Origin of the sequence: Bradyrhizobium sp. TM102 (genome assembly GCF_009176685.1) — a bacterium.
GTDB lineage: Bacteria > Pseudomonadota > Alphaproteobacteria > Rhizobiales > Xanthobacteraceae > Bradyrhizobium > Bradyrhizobium ottawaense.
The window spans coordinates 4,230,879-4,249,613 of the sequence record NZ_AP021855.1; the positions used below are offsets into that span (position 1 = coordinate 4,230,879).

Consider the following 18,735-nt stretch of genomic DNA (forward strand, 5'->3'; position numbering starts at 1 on the left):
CGCCATGAGCAAATTCACCCGTCGCGCCATCCTGAAAACCGGCGGCGCCGCCGCAGGTACGCTGCTGCTGCCGCGCTTTGCGATCGCGCAGGGCGACAACCGTCCGTCGGTGACGATCGCCGTGCAGAAGGTGACGAATGCGAACGTGCTCGACGTGCTGCGCGAGCAGTCCAATGTCGGCGAGCGCGTGTTCTTCTCCTCGATCTGGGAAGGCCTGATCTCCAAGAACTGGCGCGGCAGCCTCGAGGCCGTGCCCGGCCTTGCCACCGAATGGCGCCGCATCGACGACCAGACCGTCGAGGTGAAGCTGCGCCAGGGCGTCAAGTTCCACAACGGTGACGAGTTGACCGCAGAGGACGTCGTCTTCACCTTCAGCCGCGAGCGCATGTTCGGCGAGACCGAGGCGAAGAGCCGCTCCACCATCCAGGCCTTCGAGAAGATCCCGACGCCGCGGCCGGGCAAGGAATTGCCGCCGGACGTCCCCGCGGTCGCACGCCGGATTTGGCCGGACCTCGTGCGGGTCGATGCGGTCGATAAATACACGGTGCGCTTCTACAACGCGACGCCCGACGTCACGATCGAGGGCCGGCTGTCGCGCTACGGCTCCGACATCATGAACCGCCGCGCCTGGGACGAATCCGCGAGCTATCTCGATTGGGCGCGCAAGCCCGTGACGACCGGCCCCTACAGGGTTGTCGAGCTCAAGCCCGACGTGTCGCTGACGCTGGAAGCGCACGACGAATATTGGGGCGGCCGTCCGCCGCTCAAGCGCATCCGCTTCCTGGAAGTGCCGGAGGTTGCCAGCCGCATCAACGGGCTGCTCTCGGGCGAGTACCAGTTCGCCTGCGACATCCCGCCGGACCAGATCGCCGGCATCGAGAAGAACGCCGCGTTCGAAGTGCAGGGCGGCACCATCCTCAACCACCGCCTGACCGTGTTCGACAAGAACCACGCCCAGCTCGCCAATCCCTTGGTGCGGCGCGCCTTCACCCACGCGATCGACCGCCAGGCCATCGTTGACAGCCTGTGGGCCGGCCGCACCCGCGTGCCGAAGGGGCTGCAGTGGGAGTTCTACGGCGACATGTTCAACGCCGACTGGAGCGTGCCAGCCTATGATCCAAAGCTGGCGCAGGATCTGCTCAAGCAGGCCAATTACAAGGGCGATCCGATTCCCTATCGCCTGCTCAACAATTACTACACCAACCAGGTTGCGACCGCACAGGTGCTGGTCGAGATGTGGAAGTCGGTCGGCCTCAACGTCCAGATAGAGACCAAGGAGAACTGGTCGCAGATCATGGAGCGCGCGCCCACGCGCGCCGTGCGCGATTGGTCTAACTCGGCCGCCTTCAACGATCCGGTCTCCTCGCTGGTCGCCCAGCACGGCCCGAACGGCCAGCAGCAGCAGATCGGCGAATGGACCAATGTCGAGCTGAACAAGCTCTCGGAATTCCTGGAGACCTCGACCGACCGTGCCGCCCGTAAGAAGGCGTTCCGCCGCATGCTGGAGATCGCCGAGCGCGAAGACCCCGCCTACACGGTGCTGCACCAGAACGCGACCTTCACGGCCAAGCCGAAGTCGATCAAGTGGAAGGCCTCGCCGGCGTTCGCGATGGATTTCCGCGCCGGCAATTTCGAGGCCTGAGGTGTCACCACTGGTCAGCATTGCAGGCCTGAGCGTCGCCTTCAGCGGCGTGCCGGTCCTGCGCGGCGTCGATCTCGCTCTTGGCAAGGGCGAGGCGCTCGGCCTCGTCGGCGAGTCCGGATCGGGCAAGTCGGTGACCTGGCTTGCCGCGCTCGGGCTGTTGCCACGGCATGCCAAGGTCTCGGGCTCGGTGCGGCTCGACGGACGCGAGATCCTGGGCGCGCCGGCGGCCGAGCTCGACACGGTGCGGGGCGGGCGCGTCGCCATGATCTTCCAGGATCCGGCGAGCGCGCTCAACCCGGTCTTGACCATCCGCAGGCAGCTCTGTGAAGCGCTGGCGCTGCATCGCGATCTCCAAGGCAACGCCGTGAAGGCGGAAGCGCGACGGCTGCTCGATCTCGTCGGCATTCCCGATGCGGGCCGGCGGCTGGAGGCCTATCCGCACGAATTCTCCGGCGGCCAGGTCCAGCGCATCATGATCGCGATGGCGCTTGCCGGAAATCCGGATCTCCTGATCGCGGACGAGCCGACCACGGCGCTGGATGCCACCATTCAGGCCCAGATCCTGGAGCTGCTCTCGACGGTCCGCCGCGAACTCGGCATGGCGATGGTGCTGATCAGCCATGATCTCGGCGTCGTCGCGGAGAATTGCGACCGCGTCGCGGTGATGTATGCCGGCCGCATCGTCGAGCAGGCCCCCGCCAACCAGCTGTTCGCCGATCCCGTGCATCCCTATGCCCAGGGCCTGATCGGCGCGCTGCCGCCGCTCGACGGACCACGCCGCCGTCTCACCGCCATTCCCGGCACCGTGCCCGATCCCGCGATGATGCCTGATGGCTGCGCCTTCGCGCCGCGTTGTGCGATGGCGGCCGAGGCGTGCGGCGTTTCCGCGCCGAGTCTGGCGCCCATCGCCGATGATCGGGCTGTCGCCTGCATCCGCGCCGAAGCCTCGCGCCGCGCGCTGCTCGGGATCGCGGCCGAATGAGCCCGCCGCTCGTCGAGGTGTCCGCGATCGCTCGCAGTTATTCCCAGCGTTCCGGGATGTTCGGCCGCAGCACAGCCGTGCACGCGGTCGATGGCGTGTCGCTGACGATCCGCAAAGGCGAAACGCTGGGCCTCGTCGGCGAGTCCGGTTCGGGCAAGTCGACCACCGGACGCGTCGTGCTCGGCCTCGAGCCGCCCGATAGCGGCGAGGTGAGGTTCGACGGCAAGCCGATGGCTGCGCCGGGCACGCCGGCTTGGCGCGCAGAGCGCGCCCGCATGCAAATGATCTTCCAGGACCCGCTCGGCGCGCTGGACCGCCGTTTGCCGGTCGCGGCGCAAATCCGTGAGCCCCTCGACATTCACGGCGTCGGCTCACCCACGATGCGCGATGAGCGCGTCCGCGAATTGCTGCGCGCCGTCGAGCTGACGCCTGCGCATGGCGCGCGTTATCCGGGCGCACTGTCCGGTGGCCAGCGTCAGCGTATCGTGCTGGCGCGGGCGCTGGCGACAAAGCCCGATTTCCTGGTCTGCGACGAGCCGGTCAGCGCCCTCGACGTCTCGATCCAGGCGCAGGTGGTGAACCTGCTTTGCGATCTCCAGGCCCAACTCTCGCTCACCTTGCTGTTCATCAGCCACGATCTGCGCGTCGTCAGGCAGATCAGCAATGTCGTCGCCGTGATGTATCTCGGCCGCATCGTCGAGGTCGGCAGCGCCGACGATCTGTTCGCGCGACCGGAGCATCCCTACACCCAGGCGCTGGTGTCCGCCTCGCCGGCACCGGGCCGCCGCAGCGCAGGCCGCATCGTGCTCGCGGGCGACCCGCCGAACCCAGCCGCGCGACCGCAAGGCTGCGCCTTCCATCCGCGCTGCCCGCGCGCGATCGCGCGCTGTGCGCGCGAGGTGCCGGCGCTCGCGGCTGTCGGTGGCAATAGGCAGGTCGCCTGCCATCTCGTCACGGGCGCCGAGACACGGGACGCGGCGTGATGGGACGCTACTTCGCCATTCGCATTGGACGCGCGGCGCTCACGATCGTGCTCGTCGTCACCTTCGCCTTCGTCGTGCTGCGTCTGTCTGGCGACCCTGCGCTGATGATTTTGGGACCGGAGGCGCCGCCCGAGGTGCTCGCGGCGTTCCGCAAGGCCTGGGGCCTCGATGATCCCATCTGGTTTCAGTATCTCGATTATTTCGGCGCCATCGCCAAGGGCGAGCTCGGCCGCTCCATGCGCGACGGACGGCCCGCGATCGAGCTGGTGCTGGAGCGGATTCCGGCGACGCTGGCGCTGACCTTACCGGCCTTCGCCTTCAAGGTCGCGCTCGGCGTTCCCGCCGGCATCTACGCCGCGCTGCACCGGGGCTCCGCAATCGACCGCGCCGTGATGATGACGGCGGTGGCCGGCTTCACCGTGCCGAGCTTCGTCCTCGCGCTGCTGCTGGTGCTCGTGTTCGCCGTGCAGCTCGGCTGGCTGCCCTCGGGCGGGCAGGACAGCTGGCGCCACGCGATCCTTCCCATTGCGACGCTGAGCCTCGGCGGCGCGGCCGTGCTGGCGCGATTCACCCGCAGCGCGATGCTGGAGGTGCTGGGCCAGCCCTATATCCGCACCGCATCCGCAAAGGGCGTGCCGTGGCGCAGGGTGGTGACATCGCATGCGCTGCCGAATGCGGCGATCCCGACCGTCACCATTCTCGGCTTCATGGTGGGCACGCTGATCGCAGGCGCGGTCGTGGTCGAGAGCGTGTTTGCCTGGCCGGGAGTAGGGCGGCTTCTCGTCGTCGCGGTCGCCAACCGCGACCTCGCCGTCGTGCAATGCATCTTGCTGCTGGTCGCCATGACCATGGTCACGTCCAACCTCATTGTCGACTTCCTCTACGGTTTCCTCGATCCGCGGTTGCGCGCCAAAGGAGTGCACGCATGACCGACGCCACGCTGAAAGACACGGCCAGCGGCCGCCGCATCAGCCTGCCGGCGATCCCGGTCTCGGTCCTGCTTGCGGCCGCCTGGATCGTCGCGATGCTGGTGGTTGCGGCTTTCGCGGAGAAGATCGCGCCCTACAGCTTCACCCAGCTCGACCTGCGCAATCGGCTGGCCGCGCCCGGCAATGTCGCGCACTGGCTCGGCACCGACGAGCTCGGCCGCGACGTGCTCTCGCGCCTTCTGGTCTCGATCCGCATCTCGCTGCTGATCGCCTTCGGTGCGACCGCCATCTCCGCGATCGTCGGCACCACGCTCGGCTTCCTCGCCGCGCATTTTCGGGGCGCCGTGGAGCAGTTCGTGCTGATGCTGACCGACTTCCAGGCCAGCATGCCGTTCCTGATCATGGCGCTCGCGGTGCTCGCCTTCTTCGGCAATTCGCTGCCGCTGCTGATTGGCCTGATGGGCATGTTCGGCTGGGAGCGCTACGCCCGCATCGCCCGCGGCCTTGCCATCTCCGCCAATGCGCAAGGCTACGCCGCGGCGGTCCGCCAGTTGGGGGCGACGCCGCCCCGGATTTACCTCCGGCACATCCTGCCCAACATCGCCTCGACCCTGATCGTCTCGACCACGCTTGTCTTCCCCGAGGTGATCCTGATGGAGTCAGGCCTGTCCTTCCTCGGCCTCGGCGTGCAGCCGCCGATGACCAGCCTCGGCAACATGGTCGGCTACGGCCGCGAATACCTGACCCGGGCCCCCTGGATCATGCTGGCGCCGGCCGCCACCATCGTCGTGACCACGCTGGCAGTTTCGGTGATCGGCGACTGGCTGCGCGACCGGCTCGATCCGACGTTGCAGTAACGGATGCGCCTCGGGATCATCCGCCGTCATTCCGGGGCGCGCGAAGGCGCGAGCCCGGAATCCATTGTCCCGCGGGTGCTGCCGCCCGATGGATTCCGGGTTCGATGCTGCGCATCGCCCCGGAATGACGGAGAGAGGTAGGCTAGGCGCCGAAAACCCCGCGCCGGGAGCAGGGGAGCCCTGTCCGCCCCAAGTTCCCGTTGCGCGCGTTCCCCGCGTGCGCTATCCGGCCACAAAGGCCTGAGGCGGCACCAGATTTTCCCGCCCGGCCGGTCAAACCGAGGACGGAAACCGCCATGCCAGCCTATCGCTCCCGCACCACCACCCACGGCCGCAACATGGCGGGTGCCCGCGGCCTCTGGCGCGCGACCGGCATGAAGGACGCCGATTTCGGCAAGCCGATCATCGCGGTCGTCAATTCCTTCACCCAGTTCGTGCCCGGTCATGTCCATCTCAAGGACCTCGGCCAGCTGGTCGCCCGCGAGATCGAGCAGGCCGGTGGCGTCGCCAAGGAATTCAACACCATCGCGGTCGACGACGGCATCGCGATGGGCCATGACGGCATGCTCTACAGCCTGCCGTCGCGTGAGCTGATCGCCGACAGCGTCGAGTACATGGCCAACGCGCACTGCGCCGACGGCCTCGTCTGCATCTCCAATTGCGACAAGATCACCCCCGGCATGCTGATGGCCGCGCTGCGGCTCAACATCCCCGTCGTGTTCGTCTCGGGCGGCCCGATGGAGGCCGGCAAGGTCAAGCTGCAGGGCAAGACCAAGGCCGTCGACCTCATCGACGCCATGGTCGCCGCAGCCGATTCCAAGGTCAGCGACGACGACGTCAAGGTGATCGAGCGCTCGGCGTGCCCGACCTGCGGCTCCTGCTCGGGCATGTTCACCGCCAACTCCATGAACTGCCTGACCGAGGCACTGGGCTTGGCACTGCCCGGCAATGGCACGGTGGTGGCAACCCATGCCGACCGCAAGCGCCTGTTCGTCGAGGCCGGCCACACCATCGTCGATCTCGTCCGCCGCTATTACGAGCAGGACGACGCATCCGTGCTGCCGCGCAACGTCGCAAACTTCAAGGCGTTCGAGAACGCGATGACGCTCGACATCGCCATGGGCGGCTCGACCAACACCGTGCTGCATCTGCTCGCCGCCGCCCATGAAGGGCAGGTGGAATTCACCATGAAGGACATCGACCGGCTTTCCCGCCGCGTGCCCGTGCTGTGCAAGGTCGCGCCGTCGGTCGCCGACGTGCATGTCGAGGACGTGCATCGTGCCGGCGGCATCATGGGCATTCTGGGCGAGCTCGACCGCGCCGGCCTGATCGACACCTCGGTCTCGACCGTGCACGCGCCGACCATGAACGACGCTCTGGAACGCTGGGACATCAAGCGCTCCAAGAGCGAAGCGGTCCGCACCTTCTTCCGCGCTTCGCCCGGCGGCATCCCGACCCAGGTCGCCTTCAGCCAGGAGCGCCGCTACGACGAGCTCGATGCCGACCGCGAGAAGGGCGTGGTGCGCGACCTCGAGCACGCCTTCAGCAAGGACGGGGGCCTTGCCGTGCTCTACGGCAACCTCGCGCAGGACGGCTGCATCGTGAAGACCGCCGGCGTCGATGCTACCATCCTGAAATTCTCGGGCCCCGCGCGCGTGTTCGAAAGCCAGGATGCGGCCGTCGAAGGCATCCTGGGCGGCAAGGTTGTCGCCGGCGAGATCGTGGTCATCATCTACGAAGGTCCGCGCGGCGGCCCCGGCATGCAGGAGATGCTCTATCCCACGAGCTACCTGAAATCGATGGGCCTCGGCAAAGCCTGCGCGCTCGTCACCGACGGCCGCTTCTCCGGCGGCTCCTCCGGCCTGTCGATCGGCCATCTGTCGCCGGAAGCCGCCGAAGGCGGCAACATCGGCCTGGTGCGCACCGGCGACCGCATCGCCATCGACATCCCGAACCGCAGCATCAGCTTAGAGGTCTCCGACGAGGAGCTCGCCAAGCGCCGCGCCGCGGAAGAGGCGAAGGGCGATGCCGCCTGGCAGCCGGCTGCGCGCAAGCGCAACGTCTCGACCGCGCTGCAGGCCTACGCTGCGCTCACCACCAGCGCCGCGCGCGGCGCCGTGCGCGAGGTCAAGCGGCGATCGAAATAGCGCCTCGACACGCCTCAGGCGGGAGTCGATTTCTCCGAAGCGCTCGCGGTCCCCCCGCGAGCGCGCAGATGCGCTTTGCAGGACAGACAAATGAAGCCGGGACGGGTGGTAAAGAAACGGCCCCCGCCTCCTGGGGTGTGGGCTATTGGGGGGTGGAGGCGAGAGCCGCTTTGCGAAGTGGGCACCCGACGTGCGGGCTCGCCCGCCAGGCCCTGTGAATTTAGTGTATTTGTTCCCACTTTGCTATTTAATTTTTATTTATTTTCGTTGTTTTTTTATTTAATCGTGCAATCCTAAGAAAAATAGCCGAAATCCATTTTTCCGAATCCGGCCAGGCGGTCGCCGAATCCTCCGCAACAGTCCGGATGCCATTAGCGGAGTAAGCCATGAGTCAATCTCCATCGCTCGTGCCGCACATGACGACAGACCGGGACGTCTATCTCGTGCTCGATGATTTCGGCCGGCGGCTCGGCCGCGCCTGGTGTGAAACTGCCGAGGAGGACGCCAATCGGGCGACCCTGCTCAGACATCTCGTCGAGGGGCAATATCTCCATCCGGCACGTGTCGTGGCCTTCAATACCGCGGAAGGATGGTCACGAGATGCCACCGCAGAAATAGCGGACGAGCTGCGCCGCCGCTTTGTCGAATTCGAGGAGACAGATCCCTCGCTGCTGGAGTTTTTGGAAAGAGCGGCGAGGCGCTGAAGCGCGAGCTTGACGGAGGCGGATGAGGGCCTTTCGCGTTAATACGCGTGGTCAATGAGTTCTTACCGGGTGGCCGCGATCGGCCATTCGCATTAAGGATGCCCCGACGAAGTTCGGCAGCCCTGGATTTTGCGGCGTATACTGCCCTGCGACCTTCGCAAATCCATTTTTGGGCAACTGGGGCACCACCGCAATGTCTCGTACTCTCGCTGTTGTTTTCTCGACCGCCGTCGCCGCGATTTCCATGACGGGCGCAGCCTCCGCCGGCTGCTACAATTGCTACGCACCGCCGCCGTGCCAGACCTGCTATCAGCAGCAATACGTGCAGCCGCAATACCGCACCGTCGACGAGACCGTGATGGTCTCCCCGGGCTCCGTCGTCGCGCACCGCTCGCCCGCGCAGTACCGCACCGTGATGGTGCCGCAGACCGTGATGGTCGCGCCGCCGAGCGTCCAGTACGAGCGCATCCCCCCGCAATACGCCACGCGCCAGCGCGTCCAGATGGTCTCGCCGGGCTATTCCTATTACGCCCCGGTGCAGATGGGATGCGCGTCCTGCGGGTACTGAGCTAGAGGCAGTCACGAAGAACATTTGCGCGGCGCTCCTCACGGGGCGCCGCTTTCTTTTGCGCGGTGTAAAGGGAGCGGATCTTTGAACCGGTAAGCCCTTGTTGCCGAGCTACATGTATCAGAAGGCGGCAGTGTTTTGCGCGAGCTTGAGGCGTCGTCCGAGAGCTTCTATCAGGTCAGCGTCAGTACCATATGGACCGTATCAGCTTCGCGGCGTTCTGCGCGTTCGAACCCAAATCTGCCAAGAAGACTGAGCATCGCAGCGTTGTCCGGCAGCACCTCCGCGGTCAGTTTCTTCAGCCTGGCTTCGCGGGCAAGGCTGATCAGGTGACGCAGCAGCAGTCCGCCGATGCCGCGTCCTTGCCAGGCGTCGATCACCATGAAGGCCGTCTCGGCGCAGCCCGGCCCGGCTGCGACATATCGCGCGCCGCCCACGATGGTGCTCCGACCTGCATTCGCCACGCACGCGACCAGCGCCACATGGTCCTTGAAATCGACCTCGACGAAAAAGGCGCGTTCCTTCTCGGAGAAATGACGCTTTAGCATGAAGAAGCGGCGCTGGAGGGACTGTGTGCCCACCTCGCCAAGCGCGGCCAGCATGGCGGCCTGGTCATCTGGCCGGAGAGCACGGATCTCCACGGCCGTACCGTCGCGGAGCTGTTCGTTTCGCGCGTAATTTGCTGCATCCGACATGCGTTCGCGTCGCAATTGTTGAGCCGCTACGTGACAACGGCACCCGTCCGATCAGGCCGCTTTCAGTCCTTTGCCGGTTGATTTGGATCAAGCCTGCAGTCCCGGTCCGGCCGCTAGGCTTTCCGCATGGAGCCAATCAGCCGGGCGCAGGCCGCAGACCTTGAAGACACTTCGCCAACTTTTTTCCACCAGCGACGTCGTTCAGCTCGTGATCCGGCTCGGCTTGCTTGCGCTGCTAATCCTGTGGACGCTCCTGATCATCCGTCCCTTCGTGCCGATCCTGACCTGGAGCGCGGTGCTTGCCGTGGCATTCTATCCGGTCTTCAGCTGGCTCGCGAAATGTCTGGGCGGCCACCCGCGGACAGCGGCGGTGCTCCTTACCTTCACCATGCTCGGCATCGTCATCGGTCCGGCGGCCTGGCTCGGCCTCAGTGCGGTTGAAGGGGTCAGGGAGCTTGCAGGGCAACTCGGTAGTGGCGATCTCGCGCTGCAGGCGGCGCCGGAGCGGATCAGGGACTGGCCGCTGGTCGGGCCGCAGCTCTACGATCTCTGGAATCAGGCCTACACCAACATCCGCGCGGCCGTGCGCGAAGTTGCGCCATATCTGAAGCCGATTGCCGGCATGATGCTGTCATTCGCAGGCAGCGCCGGCCTTGGCACCCTGCAGTTCCTGATGTCGGTGCTGGTCGCCGGATTTCTCTTTCCATATGGTCCGCAGCTCGTCAGCGCGATCCGCGGTTTCCTGTTCCGAATCGTGCCGGAACAGAGCGAACATTTCCTCGAGCTGGCGGCTGGGACCATCCGGGCGGTGTCGCAAGGCGTCATCGGCGTCGCCATTATCCAGGCGCTGCTCGCCGGCATCGGATTCAAGCTGGCGGTCATCCCAAGCGCGGGGCTGCTCGCCGTCATTGTTCTGCTGCTGTCGATCGTGCAGCTCGGTGCAGGGATCGTCCTCATTCCGGTCGTCATCTGGATCTGGATGGACAAGGACGTCACCACGGCGCTGCTCCTGACTGTGTTTCTCGTCATCGTCGGTCTTCTCGACAACATCCTGAAGCCGCTGGTCATGGGACGGGGCCTCTCCACGCCGGCGCTCGTCATCCTGATCGGAGTGATCGGTGGCACGCTCGCGCATGGGATCATCGGTCTGTTCATCGGACCGATCATTCTTTCGGTCGCCTGGGAACTCACAGCGGCCTGGATCAGCATCGACCGGGCCGTGCGGCCTGCGCAGCTTGTCGCTGACCGTTGACTTAAATCAACGCCTCAGCGATGGCGGCGCCTCTTGAATGCCTTGCACGACGACGCAGCGTCCTCTTTTTGGACATCAAGCGCCAGCGCGGCGATTATTGGCAACTGAACCTGCCCGCAGGGTAATTCCTACTATCGCTATTGATGAACGCAGAAGCGCAAGTGAGGTCGGTTATGGCCGGAACGAACAAGCTCTCGGTCGAGAAAGCTCTCGAAAAATTGCGCCAAGATGATCGGATCAAATCGAGCGGAGAGCAGCGTGACGAAAAGAGTGAAGACCTGCGTCGAGAGATCAAGCGCATGAGGGCGCAGCGATCGCGGCTTGATCGCGCGCCCTCCAAGTAAAGCGTAGCTGTGTCCAGGCGTGACCATCTAAGTGCGCACGGATCGAGCCGGCCAAGGCTGGAGTAAAGCGATGTGGGTGCTGATGTATGTCTTTTCCTACTCGATCAGTCCTGCCGCGACGAACGACAAGGCGGAATGGCGACTCCTTCCGACTGTCGTCTTCCAGGAGTTTTCCAACGAAGAGCGGTGCCGGAAGGCCAAAGCCACGCTTGAAGGAAGCTTGAGCGGGGCGGGCGCCAAGCTCCGAATCGGCTTGGAGGATCTCAAGAGCCTGGGTAAAGCGGATCCAGCTCAGATCATCATCGCGTACAACGTGGAATGCCTGCCGAAATAGGCCCCTAGGCCGCGGTGTAGCCCAGGTGCCCGCATCTGTGGATGCGAACCGGCAATCGGCATGAGACCGCCGGCATCGTACCGATCGGTCCAAATTGGGTCCAAGTTCGCGTTGCGCTCAGTCCAAAGCTAAGCTAACTCCCTGGCATTGTTACGAGGGAAGGGTGGCCGAGTGGTTTAAGGCACCGGTCTTGAAAACCGGCGTGCCCGCAAGGGTACCGTGGGTTCGAATCCCACCCCTTCCGCCAGTATATTGTTCTCCACTGTTCGCAGTCGTTCGAACTCCACAGCAAAATCAGTACCTTGCGCCGAAGATCTGTACTTCGCAGTTCGTCGGTGTTCTCCCTAATCGGGATGCTGACCGTAGCTTTAGACCGTGGGTTCGGAGGACGGTTTTCCCGGAGGAACAATGGCTGGAAGGCTGAAACCACTTGACGTAGAGCGCCAAAACAAGCCCGGCAAATATGCCGACGGCGGGGGTCTCTACTTGATCGTCAACGGACCGACATCGAAGAGCTGGTCCTACCGATATTGGAAAGACGGCAAGGAGCGATGGCACGGCCTCGGCTCCTTCAAGGATGTGTCGCTAAAGGATGCGCGGCTCGCGAGGGATTCAGCCCGGCTCCGCGTGAAAGGCGATCGGAGCACCGCTGGCGTGGACATCGTGCAGGAGAGGCGAAAGGAACGCGAAAAGACAAAGGCCGTCGAAGCCAAGGTGGTGTTGTCGACGTTCGAGGAATGCGCGGAAGCGTACATCCGGACGAATTGGTCGACCTGGAGCGAGAAGCATCGCAATCAGTGGCCATCCTCTCTCAAGCGCTACGCCTATCCCACCATCGGCAAGCTGACGATTCCGGAGATCAAGCCGAGTCACATCCATGATCTCTTGCAGCCGATCTGGGTGGAGAAGCGCGAGACTGCGAACCGCGTTCGCGGCCGGATTGAAACTATCATTGCGAAGAACGTCGATATCGACGATCCAGACTTTCGCAACCCGGCCGAACTGACGAGGCAATTGCGTGAGAAGCTGCCAAAGCGCCCCAAACGGGTGGTCCGCCATCATCCAGCCTTGCCATATAGCGAGGCTCCGGCGTTCATGAAGGTCCTTGCGGGCGCGTCTGGAACGGCCGCCGCCATGCTGCGCTTCCTGATCTTCACGGCCTGCCGCACGAACGAGGCCGTAGAAGGGCGTTGGTGTGAAATCGATAGTCCGGCCGCCACCTGGAAAATCCCTGGCGAGCGGATGAAGATGGATCAGGACCATTACGTTCCCTTGACGGGTCCCGTCCTTGCGGTGCTCGACGAGATGCGCAATGGCAGCCAAGGTGAGCTGATCTTTACTAATCCCGATGGCGGAGCATTCTCCGAAAATGCGATGCTGGCGGTACTTGATCGTCTCGGTTACGGACACGTCACGGTGCATGGCTTCCGATCTACCTTCGCCACCTGGGCCGAGGAATGCACCGACTATCCTGATGGAGTTCGCGAGGCTGCGCTTGCCCATAAGTACAAGAGCGAGACTACTGCGGCCTATCAACGTGGCCAGAAGCTGGAAAAGCGACGAGCTCTGATGAACGATTGGGCTGCATTCCTATCCGGTAGCAATGTGATTCAATTGGCTGATCGGAGGGCAGGGTAGGGCGCAACCCGTTCTGGCCGCAGATGAAGAGACTCTGGGTGACCGAGGAAGTCAAACCGAAGTCTGTGCTCCCCCTAAAACGGCCCTAAGACGGGGTCGTGGACCGCGGCGGTTGAAGTGAGGACGGCCCGCGTCCGGGCGCACGGATAGCGGAAGTCTCAATGGCCTCCGCCTTGTTCGCATGACGGCATGCGGGAGTTATGAGATGGAGAGACCGAGGACGACCAAGAAGAAACAAGAACGCAAGCGCAGACCGCCGCCGGAGCCAGAGCACACGCTACTCGCGACTGTGAGATCGGTGACGGTAAGTTACTACGTGGGAAACTTCGGCGATGGTCTCTCCGACGAAGCCATCACCGATGTGCTTTGCGAAATCGTTGCGCTGACGCCTGACATGCCCGAGCATCTCGGCAAGGAAGTGACCTGCTCGCTCATGTGCTCGCGCCAGTATGGTCGCGTCGATGATCCTGACGAAACGGGATGGCCGCGTATCGGTAAGGGGAAGACTGTCCCGGAAAGGCCCTTCTTACTCAACATGCGGCTCGGCAGCGATGGAGGCTTGTTTTCCGCCTACCTGCCGGAGGCTGCATACTGGGCTTTGCAAGCCGACCTTAAGATCGGGAGGTTGAAGTTCATCGAGGTGAAATTCATCAGGTCGCGGCACGGGCATGGTGATTTGACCAGTATCTACTTGTCAGAAACACTGCCGGAGAAACCGTGAAAAGCATCCGCAATCATGGTCCGTGCATCTGGTGCGCCGAGTGCCAGCCCTGCGCCGTTTGCTGTGGGTCCAAAGCGGCGATCCAGCCAATTCGGCCCGGCGTCCGGTCTGCGGCGCTCGCAGATTTTGAACGGAGGTTCGCTTTCCTGTAACGCAACAGTCCGGAGACCTGCGATTCCACCTCTAGCTGGTTTCAAGGAGTGTTGCATTTCAAGCCACCTCGCTCGGCGTGCTGGCTGGCTAGACTGTTATTTCGGTGAGCCTTGTCCGTCCTGGATCTCGATTACTTTCGAGAGCAGATCGGCCGTCACTTGTAAGCTATTCCGCACCTCCGCGAGCCGTTGATTGGATAGCAGTGGCGGTCGATGCGACAGTTCTAGGATGAACTCGAAGACCCGATCCGAATTGCGCAGGAGCTGCAATAAATGCTCTCCGCTAGGGCCGTTCGTTCCAGAGAGCCAATTCTTAGCGGTTCTTTCATTCGCCCCCGTCCATCGCATCAAGGTCTTCTGAGCTTGATGGCTGTTGCCTAGCTCGGCCTTGAGAACATCTGCGATCAGGCTTGCGTAAGTCGGCGGCGCCTTTCCGCCGTTCGGAAACGTCCTGCCCGTTTTCGGAAACATGTTTCCCCCCGAGCTACGTTATAGTTTCAGATACTCGATCATTAATTTTTGACGCTAGTAGGGCGATGATGTTGGAGGAAACGTCTCATTCACGCGCTGAACCGGAGAGCCAGGCTGCTCAACCCGCGGCTGAGTACGTGCGTATGTCGACCGACCACCAGCAATACTCAACGGCGAACCAGTCACAGGCCATTCGCGAGTACGCTGCTCGTCACGGCTTTCGGATTGAGAAGACGTACGAAGATAGTGGCAAGAGCGGCCTCAATCTCGATGACCGACAGGCGCTAAAACAGCTCATAGAGGATGTTCAAAACGGGAAGGCCGATTTCTCAACCATCCTCGTTTACGACGTCAGTCGCTGGGGGCGCTTTCAGGACGCCGACGAAAGCGCCTACTACGAGTACATCTGCAAGCGCGCAGGCATATCGGTTCGCTACTGCGCCGAGCAATTCGAGAACGACGGCAGCCCCGTCTCAACCATTGTCAAAGGCGTCAAGCGCGCGATGGCTGGGGAGTATAGCCGAGAACTGTCAGTCAAGGTTTTCGCCGGGCAGCGGCGTTTGATCGAACTCGGCTACCGCCAAGGCGGCCCCGCTGGATATGGATTGAGGCGGCAGTTGATCGATCAGGACGGTGCCGCCAAAGCGGAGCTGGCTCGCGGCGAGCATAAGAGCATCCAAACAGACCGAATCGTTCTCATTCCTGGTCCGGAGCAAGAAATCGAGACTATTCGGTTCATTTACGATGCCTTTGTCGCTCAAGGCAAAAGCGAGCGAGAAATTGCAGACAGCCTCAATGCCAGAGGGATCACGACCGATCTGGGGCGCTCCTGGACCAGGGCGACGGTGCATCAAATCCTCATCAACGAGAAGTACATCGGCAACAATGTTTGGAATAGATGCTCATGCAAGCTCAAGGGGCGACGAATTCACAATCCTCCTGAACGCTGGATTCGTCGGGACCAAGCCTTTGAACCGGTCGTCGATGAAGATACTTTTAGATCTGCCCAAGCAATCATCTCCGAACGCTGCAGGCGCTACTCCGATGAAGAGCTCCTAGATGTGCTCCGCGGCCTGTTGGAGCAGCACGGTTATCTCTCTGGCATCATCATCGACGAACTCGAGGTCGGTCCGTCCAGCAGCATCTATCGCACGCGCTTTGGTAGTTTGATCCGCGCCTATGAGCTCATCGGCTTCAGTCCAGAACGCGACTATCGTTATATAGAGATCAATCGCGCGTTGCGCCGAATGTATCCCGACTTTATTGCCGCGACGGTGCACGGAATTGAAGAGATCGGAGGAGTGGTCCGCGCGAACCCGGAAACGGACCTTCTCACAGTCAACGACGAATTCACCGCTTCGCTCTGCTTGGTCCGATCGCAGGAGACCATAACTGGTTCTCACCGGTGGAAGATCCGCTTTGACGCGGGCCTGCGACCGGACATTACGGTGGCGATTCGAATGAACCAGATGAACAGCGCTGTGCTCGACTACTATCTGCTGCCCCGCTTCGAGATGGAGGCTGAGCAGGTCGCCTTGGCCGAATATAACGGGCTGGCGCTCGATGCCTATCGCTTCGACACCCTTGACATGCTGTTCGAACTGGCTGCTCGCTCGCAGTTGATGGAGGTCAGCTATGGGATCGGCCCAATGCATTGAGATCATTCCGGTCGGGGCCATCGACGTGGTCAACCCGCGCGCACGAAACCGACGGATTTTTAAGGAGATCGTCACGAGCGTCGCGGAGCTCGGACTGAAACGGCCGATCACGGTCAAACGGAAAGCTTGCGAGGGCGAGCCGCGCTACGATCTTGTGTGCGGTCAGGGCCGGTTGGAAGCGTACCAGGCACTTGGGCAGCGCGAAATTCCCGCTGTCGTCGTGGACGCCACCAACGAAGACAGCGCGATTATGAGCCTGGTCGAGAATTGCGCTCGCCGGCAGCACCGCGCAATCGACCTTTTACATGATATCGAGGGGCTGCGAGGGCGTGGCTATGAGTTCGATGACATCGCCCGCAAGACCGGATTGAGCATCGAGTATGTCAAGGGCGTGAGTAGCCTGTTGGAGAACGGGGAGCACCGGCTGCTCCGTGCCGTTGAGGCCGGACAGATGCCGGTCAGCATTGCCGTCATGATTTCCCAAGCTCAGGACGCCGACATCCAGTCCGTGCTGCAGCAAGCTTACGAAGAGAAGCTCCTCAGGGGCCAACGGCTCCTCGCAGCCAAGAAGCTGATTGAGCAGCGGCGGCGTCGGGGCAAGGGGTATAAGAGCGGTCCAAGACGGACGGATGGGGCGCCGATGAGCTCCAATGCGCTGTTGCGAGCCTACCGGCAGGACGTCGACCGCAAACGGGTGCTGATCCGCAAGTCGAATAGCACCAAGGCCCGGTTGATCTTCATCCTTGAAGCCTTGCGAAAGCTCCTGGTCGAGCCGGAATTTCTAGCCATTCTGGAGGACGAAAAGCTCGATACCTTGCCTAAAAACCTTGCATTGCGGCTGCATGGGCAGGGATAGACTATGGCACGTCGGCCTCACATTTCGGTTCGCATGGGCTTCGAAGAACGCACGTCGGTGGTGAGGTTGGCCGACATCCAGCCGTTAAAGCTGGTGTCCGAGGAGGTGAAGCGCTCGCCAAAATATCGCCAAATCGCGGCATCGGTTGCCGAGATCGGGCTGGTCGAGCCGCCCGTGGTGGCGCGAAGCCGCGACGGCCAGACTAAGTTCCTTCTACTCGACGGCCACTTACGCTTCGAGGTTTTGCGAGACCGCGGCCTCTTGGAAGTGGAGTGCCTGATCTCAACCGAGGACGAGGCGTTCACTTACAACAAACGCGTCAACCGCATTGCCATCATTCAAGAGCACCGCATGATCTTGAAGGCGATTGAGAACGGCGTGTCAGAAGCCAGGATCGCCAAGGCGTTGAATGTCGACGTTGCCAGCATTCGCAGGCGACGCAAGTTGCTGGATGGCATCTGCGTCGAGGCGGTTGACTTGCTCAAAGAGAAGCACCTGACCCTCAACTCGTTCTCGGAGCTACGCAAACTTGCGCCGCTGCGCCAAATCGAGGCGGCCGAGCTGATGATCGCGATGAACAATTTTTCTAACAGCTACGTGCGCTCGCTGGTGGCGGCGACGCCGCGCAGCCAGTTAGCTGCCGGCTACACGCCTCGGGCGCCTAAGGGATTGTCGGACGAGCAGCTCGCGTTGATGGAGCGGGAGTCAGCTTCCCTGGCCCGCGAATTCAAGGTGGCCGAACAGACATATGGGACCGATCATCTCGATTTGGTGCTGGCGGTCGGCTACCTGTCAAAACTGCTCCGCAACGGCAAAGTGGTTGGCTATCTCGCCAAGCACTTTCAGGAATTGCTGTTTGAATTCCAACGGATCACCGAATCCGAAGCCACTGCCGCTTAGGTGCTCGACGAGTTTGGCCGCATCAGCGCATGCGTTGTTATGAAAGAAACGCCGGATGCTTTGTAGGCCGCGCAAATGAACGCATTGGCTCAATAGGTGGCCGGGGCCGCCTAGGTCGCGCATTCAAGTGCGGTGTCTTGGGACCCATATCGTGGATAACGGCCGTGGCTTTGGACGAACGCGCCGAATAACGCCGATCTGCCAAGGGAATGTGGAGGAGGGAGTATCCTCAAAGAATGCACCAACCGCGGAGTTACCCGCGCAACTATGCTCGAAAATCCTAAGCACTTTCAGTGGCTTGCTAAGAACAAATAATTTCTATTTTGCCGAATGAAAAAATAGGTAGGAATTTCAGGAACTTATTCGGGTGCGATTTCGCCCGCAGGTCGCGCGGTTTTTGGATGCCCTGTTACCAAGGCAAATAACGTTGAGTTCGTTAGAAAGGAGCTGCGCCCAACGCCCTAGAAATGTTCAGTCGCCGAATACTGAACATCTAGGAACAGGGCGATGATTTCTACGAAAACGGAAGGCGAGCGCGCCGTAGTCGCGACCGTTAATGAGACTATGTTTGCGCTCAAGGTCGGTCGCGCGAAGCTCTACGAGCTGTTGCATTCGAGAGCGTTGGACAGTTACCGCGAAGGTGCTTCACGAAAGATCACTTGGAGCAGCATCGACGCATACGTCGAGCGCCGTTTGGCGGAAGAATCTAAACGGCGGGGCAGCGAGTAGTTTCATGCCCACGATCGCATCCCGAACAGCGACAGTGTCCTCGAACGGCGGTAAAGACGCTGCGAGGCAGGTGCCATTCCCTAGCGAAGGGAGGATTTTACGCATTTCGGGGCACTTAGGCTGGAGTTTGGGCCAAGCCCGCTTCATTGAAACTCAACGTGTTTCAACCC

At 62.3% G+C, this 18,735-nt stretch carries 19 protein-coding genes and 1 tRNA gene; 18 read left to right on the plus strand and 2 right to left on the minus strand.

The genetic code is table 11. The features are described 5' to 3' along the window. Positions 1–4 precede the first annotated feature (4 nt). The 8 genes from GDN70_RS20280 to GDN70_RS20315 all read left to right on the plus strand — a co-directional run bounded on the left by GDN70_RS20280 (position 5) and on the right by GDN70_RS20315 (position 8,815). On the plus strand, positions 5–1,642 hold the full coding sequence (locus GDN70_RS20280) for an ABC transporter substrate-binding protein (RefSeq protein WP_152102936.1): 1,638 nt from the start codon (positions 5–7) through the stop codon (positions 1,640–1,642). A gap of 1 nt (position 1,643) precedes the next feature. Continuing rightward, entirely contained in the window at positions 1,644–2,627 is a 984-nt protein-coding gene (locus GDN70_RS20285) for an ABC transporter ATP-binding protein (RefSeq protein WP_038951108.1), read from the plus strand. Next, complete coding sequence (locus GDN70_RS20290; RefSeq protein ID WP_152102937.1) at positions 2,624–3,610, plus strand: ABC transporter ATP-binding protein; 987 nt, start codon at positions 2,624–2,626, stop codon at positions 3,608–3,610. Before GDN70_RS20285 ends, GDN70_RS20290 begins: the two co-directional genes overlap by 4 nt. Continuing rightward, positions 3,610–4,539: an ABC transporter permease gene (locus GDN70_RS20295; RefSeq protein ID WP_173015839.1), complete on the plus strand. Its 930-nt coding sequence runs from the start codon at positions 3,610–3,612 to the stop codon at positions 4,537–4,539. The genes GDN70_RS20290 and GDN70_RS20295 overlap by 1 nt, the downstream gene beginning before the upstream one ends. Next, a complete protein-coding gene (locus GDN70_RS20300) occupies positions 4,536–5,396 on the plus strand; it encodes an ABC transporter permease (RefSeq protein WP_152102939.1) in 861 nt (286 codons plus the stop codon). The genes GDN70_RS20295 and GDN70_RS20300 overlap by 4 nt, the downstream gene beginning before the upstream one ends. A gap of 296 nt (positions 5,397–5,692) precedes the next feature. Then, entirely contained in the window at positions 5,693–7,543 is a 1,851-nt protein-coding gene (gene ilvD, locus GDN70_RS20305; RefSeq protein WP_028144606.1) for a dihydroxy-acid dehydratase, read from the plus strand. A gap of 386 nt (positions 7,544–7,929) precedes the next feature. Beyond that, positions 7,930–8,247 carry a hypothetical protein gene (locus GDN70_RS20310; protein ID WP_028144607.1) on the plus strand — a complete coding sequence of 106 codons (318 nt, stop codon included), beginning with the start codon at positions 7,930–7,932 and terminating at the stop codon, positions 8,245–8,247. 244 nt (positions 8,248–8,491) lie between these two features. Continuing rightward, positions 8,492–8,815 (plus strand): hypothetical protein, encoded by a 324-nt coding sequence (locus GDN70_RS20315; protein ID WP_038970325.1) that lies wholly within the window; start codon positions 8,492–8,494, stop codon positions 8,813–8,815. Between the two features lie 173 nt (positions 8,816–8,988). On the opposite strand, the gene GDN70_RS20320 is transcribed toward GDN70_RS20315, so the two are convergent. Continuing rightward, positions 8,989–9,510 carry a GNAT family N-acetyltransferase gene (locus GDN70_RS20320; protein WP_028144609.1) on the minus strand — a complete coding sequence of 174 codons (522 nt, stop codon included), beginning with the start codon at positions 9,508–9,510 and terminating at the stop codon, positions 8,989–8,991. Positions 9,511–9,670: 160 nt separating this feature from the next. Here GDN70_RS20320 and GDN70_RS20325 point away from each other — a divergent pair, with 160 nt between their 5' ends. From GDN70_RS20325 to GDN70_RS20345, 6 genes are all read left to right on the plus strand, one after another. Beyond that, positions 9,671–10,762, plus strand: coding sequence for an AI-2E family transporter (locus GDN70_RS20325; RefSeq protein WP_038970324.1), 1,092 nt, complete (start codon positions 9,671–9,673; stop codon positions 10,760–10,762). A gap of 173 nt (positions 10,763–10,935) precedes the next feature. Beyond that, positions 10,936–11,106: a hypothetical protein gene (locus GDN70_RS35035; protein ID WP_162832270.1), complete on the plus strand. Its 171-nt coding sequence runs from the start codon at positions 10,936–10,938 to the stop codon at positions 11,104–11,106. Positions 11,107–11,176: 70 nt separating this feature from the next. Then, a complete protein-coding gene (locus tag GDN70_RS20330; protein WP_028144611.1) occupies positions 11,177–11,440 on the plus strand; it encodes a hypothetical protein in 264 nt (87 codons plus the stop codon). A 157-nt stretch (positions 11,441–11,597) separates the two neighbouring features. Next, positions 11,598–11,687: transfer RNA gene (locus GDN70_RS20335), tRNA-Ser, on the plus strand. Positions 11,688–11,848: 161 nt separating this feature from the next. Further along, a complete protein-coding gene (locus tag GDN70_RS20340; protein WP_152102940.1) occupies positions 11,849–13,078 on the plus strand; it encodes an integrase arm-type DNA-binding domain-containing protein in 1,230 nt (409 codons plus the stop codon). Between the two features lie 205 nt (positions 13,079–13,283). After that, entirely contained in the window at positions 13,284–13,799 is a 516-nt protein-coding gene (locus GDN70_RS20345) for a hypothetical protein (protein WP_152102941.1), read from the plus strand. A 248-nt stretch (positions 13,800–14,047) separates the two neighbouring features. Here the strand turns inward: GDN70_RS20345 and GDN70_RS20350 are convergent, their stop codons facing one another. Beyond that, the gene (locus tag GDN70_RS20350; protein WP_152102942.1) at positions 14,048–14,422 is read right to left on the minus strand and encodes a hypothetical protein; all 375 of its coding nucleotides are present in this window, start codon (positions 14,420–14,422) and stop codon (positions 14,048–14,050) included. Positions 14,423–14,565: 143 nt separating this feature from the next. On the opposite strand from GDN70_RS20350, the gene GDN70_RS20355 reads away from it, so the two are divergent. From GDN70_RS20355 to GDN70_RS20370, 4 genes are all read left to right on the plus strand, one after another. After that, positions 14,566–16,080 (plus strand): recombinase family protein, encoded by a 1,515-nt coding sequence (locus GDN70_RS20355; protein ID WP_244625802.1) that lies wholly within the window; start codon positions 14,566–14,568, stop codon positions 16,078–16,080. After that, positions 16,058–16,936, plus strand: a complete 879-nt coding sequence (locus GDN70_RS20360; RefSeq protein ID WP_152102944.1) for a ParB/RepB/Spo0J family partition protein — start codon at positions 16,058–16,060, stop codon at positions 16,934–16,936. Before GDN70_RS20355 ends, GDN70_RS20360 begins: the two co-directional genes overlap by 23 nt. Before the next feature lie 60 nt (positions 16,937–16,996). Next, a complete protein-coding gene (locus GDN70_RS20365) occupies positions 16,997–17,836 on the plus strand; it encodes a plasmid partitioning protein RepB C-terminal domain-containing protein (protein ID WP_244625902.1) in 840 nt (279 codons plus the stop codon). Positions 17,837–18,343: 507 nt separating this feature from the next. Then, a complete protein-coding gene (locus tag GDN70_RS20370; RefSeq protein ID WP_152102946.1) occupies positions 18,344–18,565 on the plus strand; it encodes a helix-turn-helix domain-containing protein in 222 nt (73 codons plus the stop codon). Positions 18,566–18,735: the final 170 nt, after the last annotated feature.

Coding starts and splice junctions, on each gene's coding strand:
- GDN70_RS20355 (WP_244625802.1), top strand. CDS start 14,566: ATGTCGACCGACCACCAGCAATACTCAACGGCGAACCAGTCACAGGCC.
- GDN70_RS20340 (WP_152102940.1), top strand. CDS start 11,849: ATGGCTGGAAGGCTGAAACCACTTGACGTAGAGCGCCAAAACAAGCCC.
- GDN70_RS20350 (WP_152102942.1), bottom strand. CDS start 14,422: ATGTTTCCGAAAACGGGCAGGACGTTTCCGAACGGCGGAAAGGCGCCG.
- GDN70_RS20295 (WP_173015839.1), top strand. CDS start 3,610: ATGGGACGCTACTTCGCCATTCGCATTGGACGCGCGGCGCTCACGATC.
- GDN70_RS20320 (WP_028144609.1), bottom strand. CDS start 9,510: ATGTCGGATGCAGCAAATTACGCGCGAAACGAACAGCTCCGCGACGGT.
- GDN70_RS35035 (WP_162832270.1), top strand. CDS start 10,936: ATGGCCGGAACGAACAAGCTCTCGGTCGAGAAAGCTCTCGAAAAATTG.
- GDN70_RS20280 (WP_152102936.1), top strand. CDS start 5: ATGAGCAAATTCACCCGTCGCGCCATCCTGAAAACCGGCGGCGCCGCC.
- GDN70_RS20370 (WP_152102946.1), top strand. CDS start 18,344: ATGATTTCTACGAAAACGGAAGGCGAGCGCGCCGTAGTCGCGACCGTT.
- GDN70_RS20315 (WP_038970325.1), top strand. CDS start 8,492: ATGACGGGCGCAGCCTCCGCCGGCTGCTACAATTGCTACGCACCGCCG.
- GDN70_RS20300 (WP_152102939.1), top strand. CDS start 4,536: ATGACCGACGCCACGCTGAAAGACACGGCCAGCGGCCGCCGCATCAGC.
- GDN70_RS20290 (WP_152102937.1), top strand. CDS start 2,624: ATGAGCCCGCCGCTCGTCGAGGTGTCCGCGATCGCTCGCAGTTATTCC.
- ilvD (WP_028144606.1), top strand. CDS start 5,693: ATGCCAGCCTATCGCTCCCGCACCACCACCCACGGCCGCAACATGGCG.
- GDN70_RS20360 (WP_152102944.1), top strand. CDS start 16,058: ATGGGATCGGCCCAATGCATTGAGATCATTCCGGTCGGGGCCATCGAC.
- GDN70_RS20330 (WP_028144611.1), top strand. CDS start 11,177: ATGTGGGTGCTGATGTATGTCTTTTCCTACTCGATCAGTCCTGCCGCG.
- GDN70_RS20345 (WP_152102941.1), top strand. CDS start 13,284: ATGGAGAGACCGAGGACGACCAAGAAGAAACAAGAACGCAAGCGCAGA.
- GDN70_RS20310 (WP_028144607.1), top strand. CDS start 7,930: ATGAGTCAATCTCCATCGCTCGTGCCGCACATGACGACAGACCGGGAC.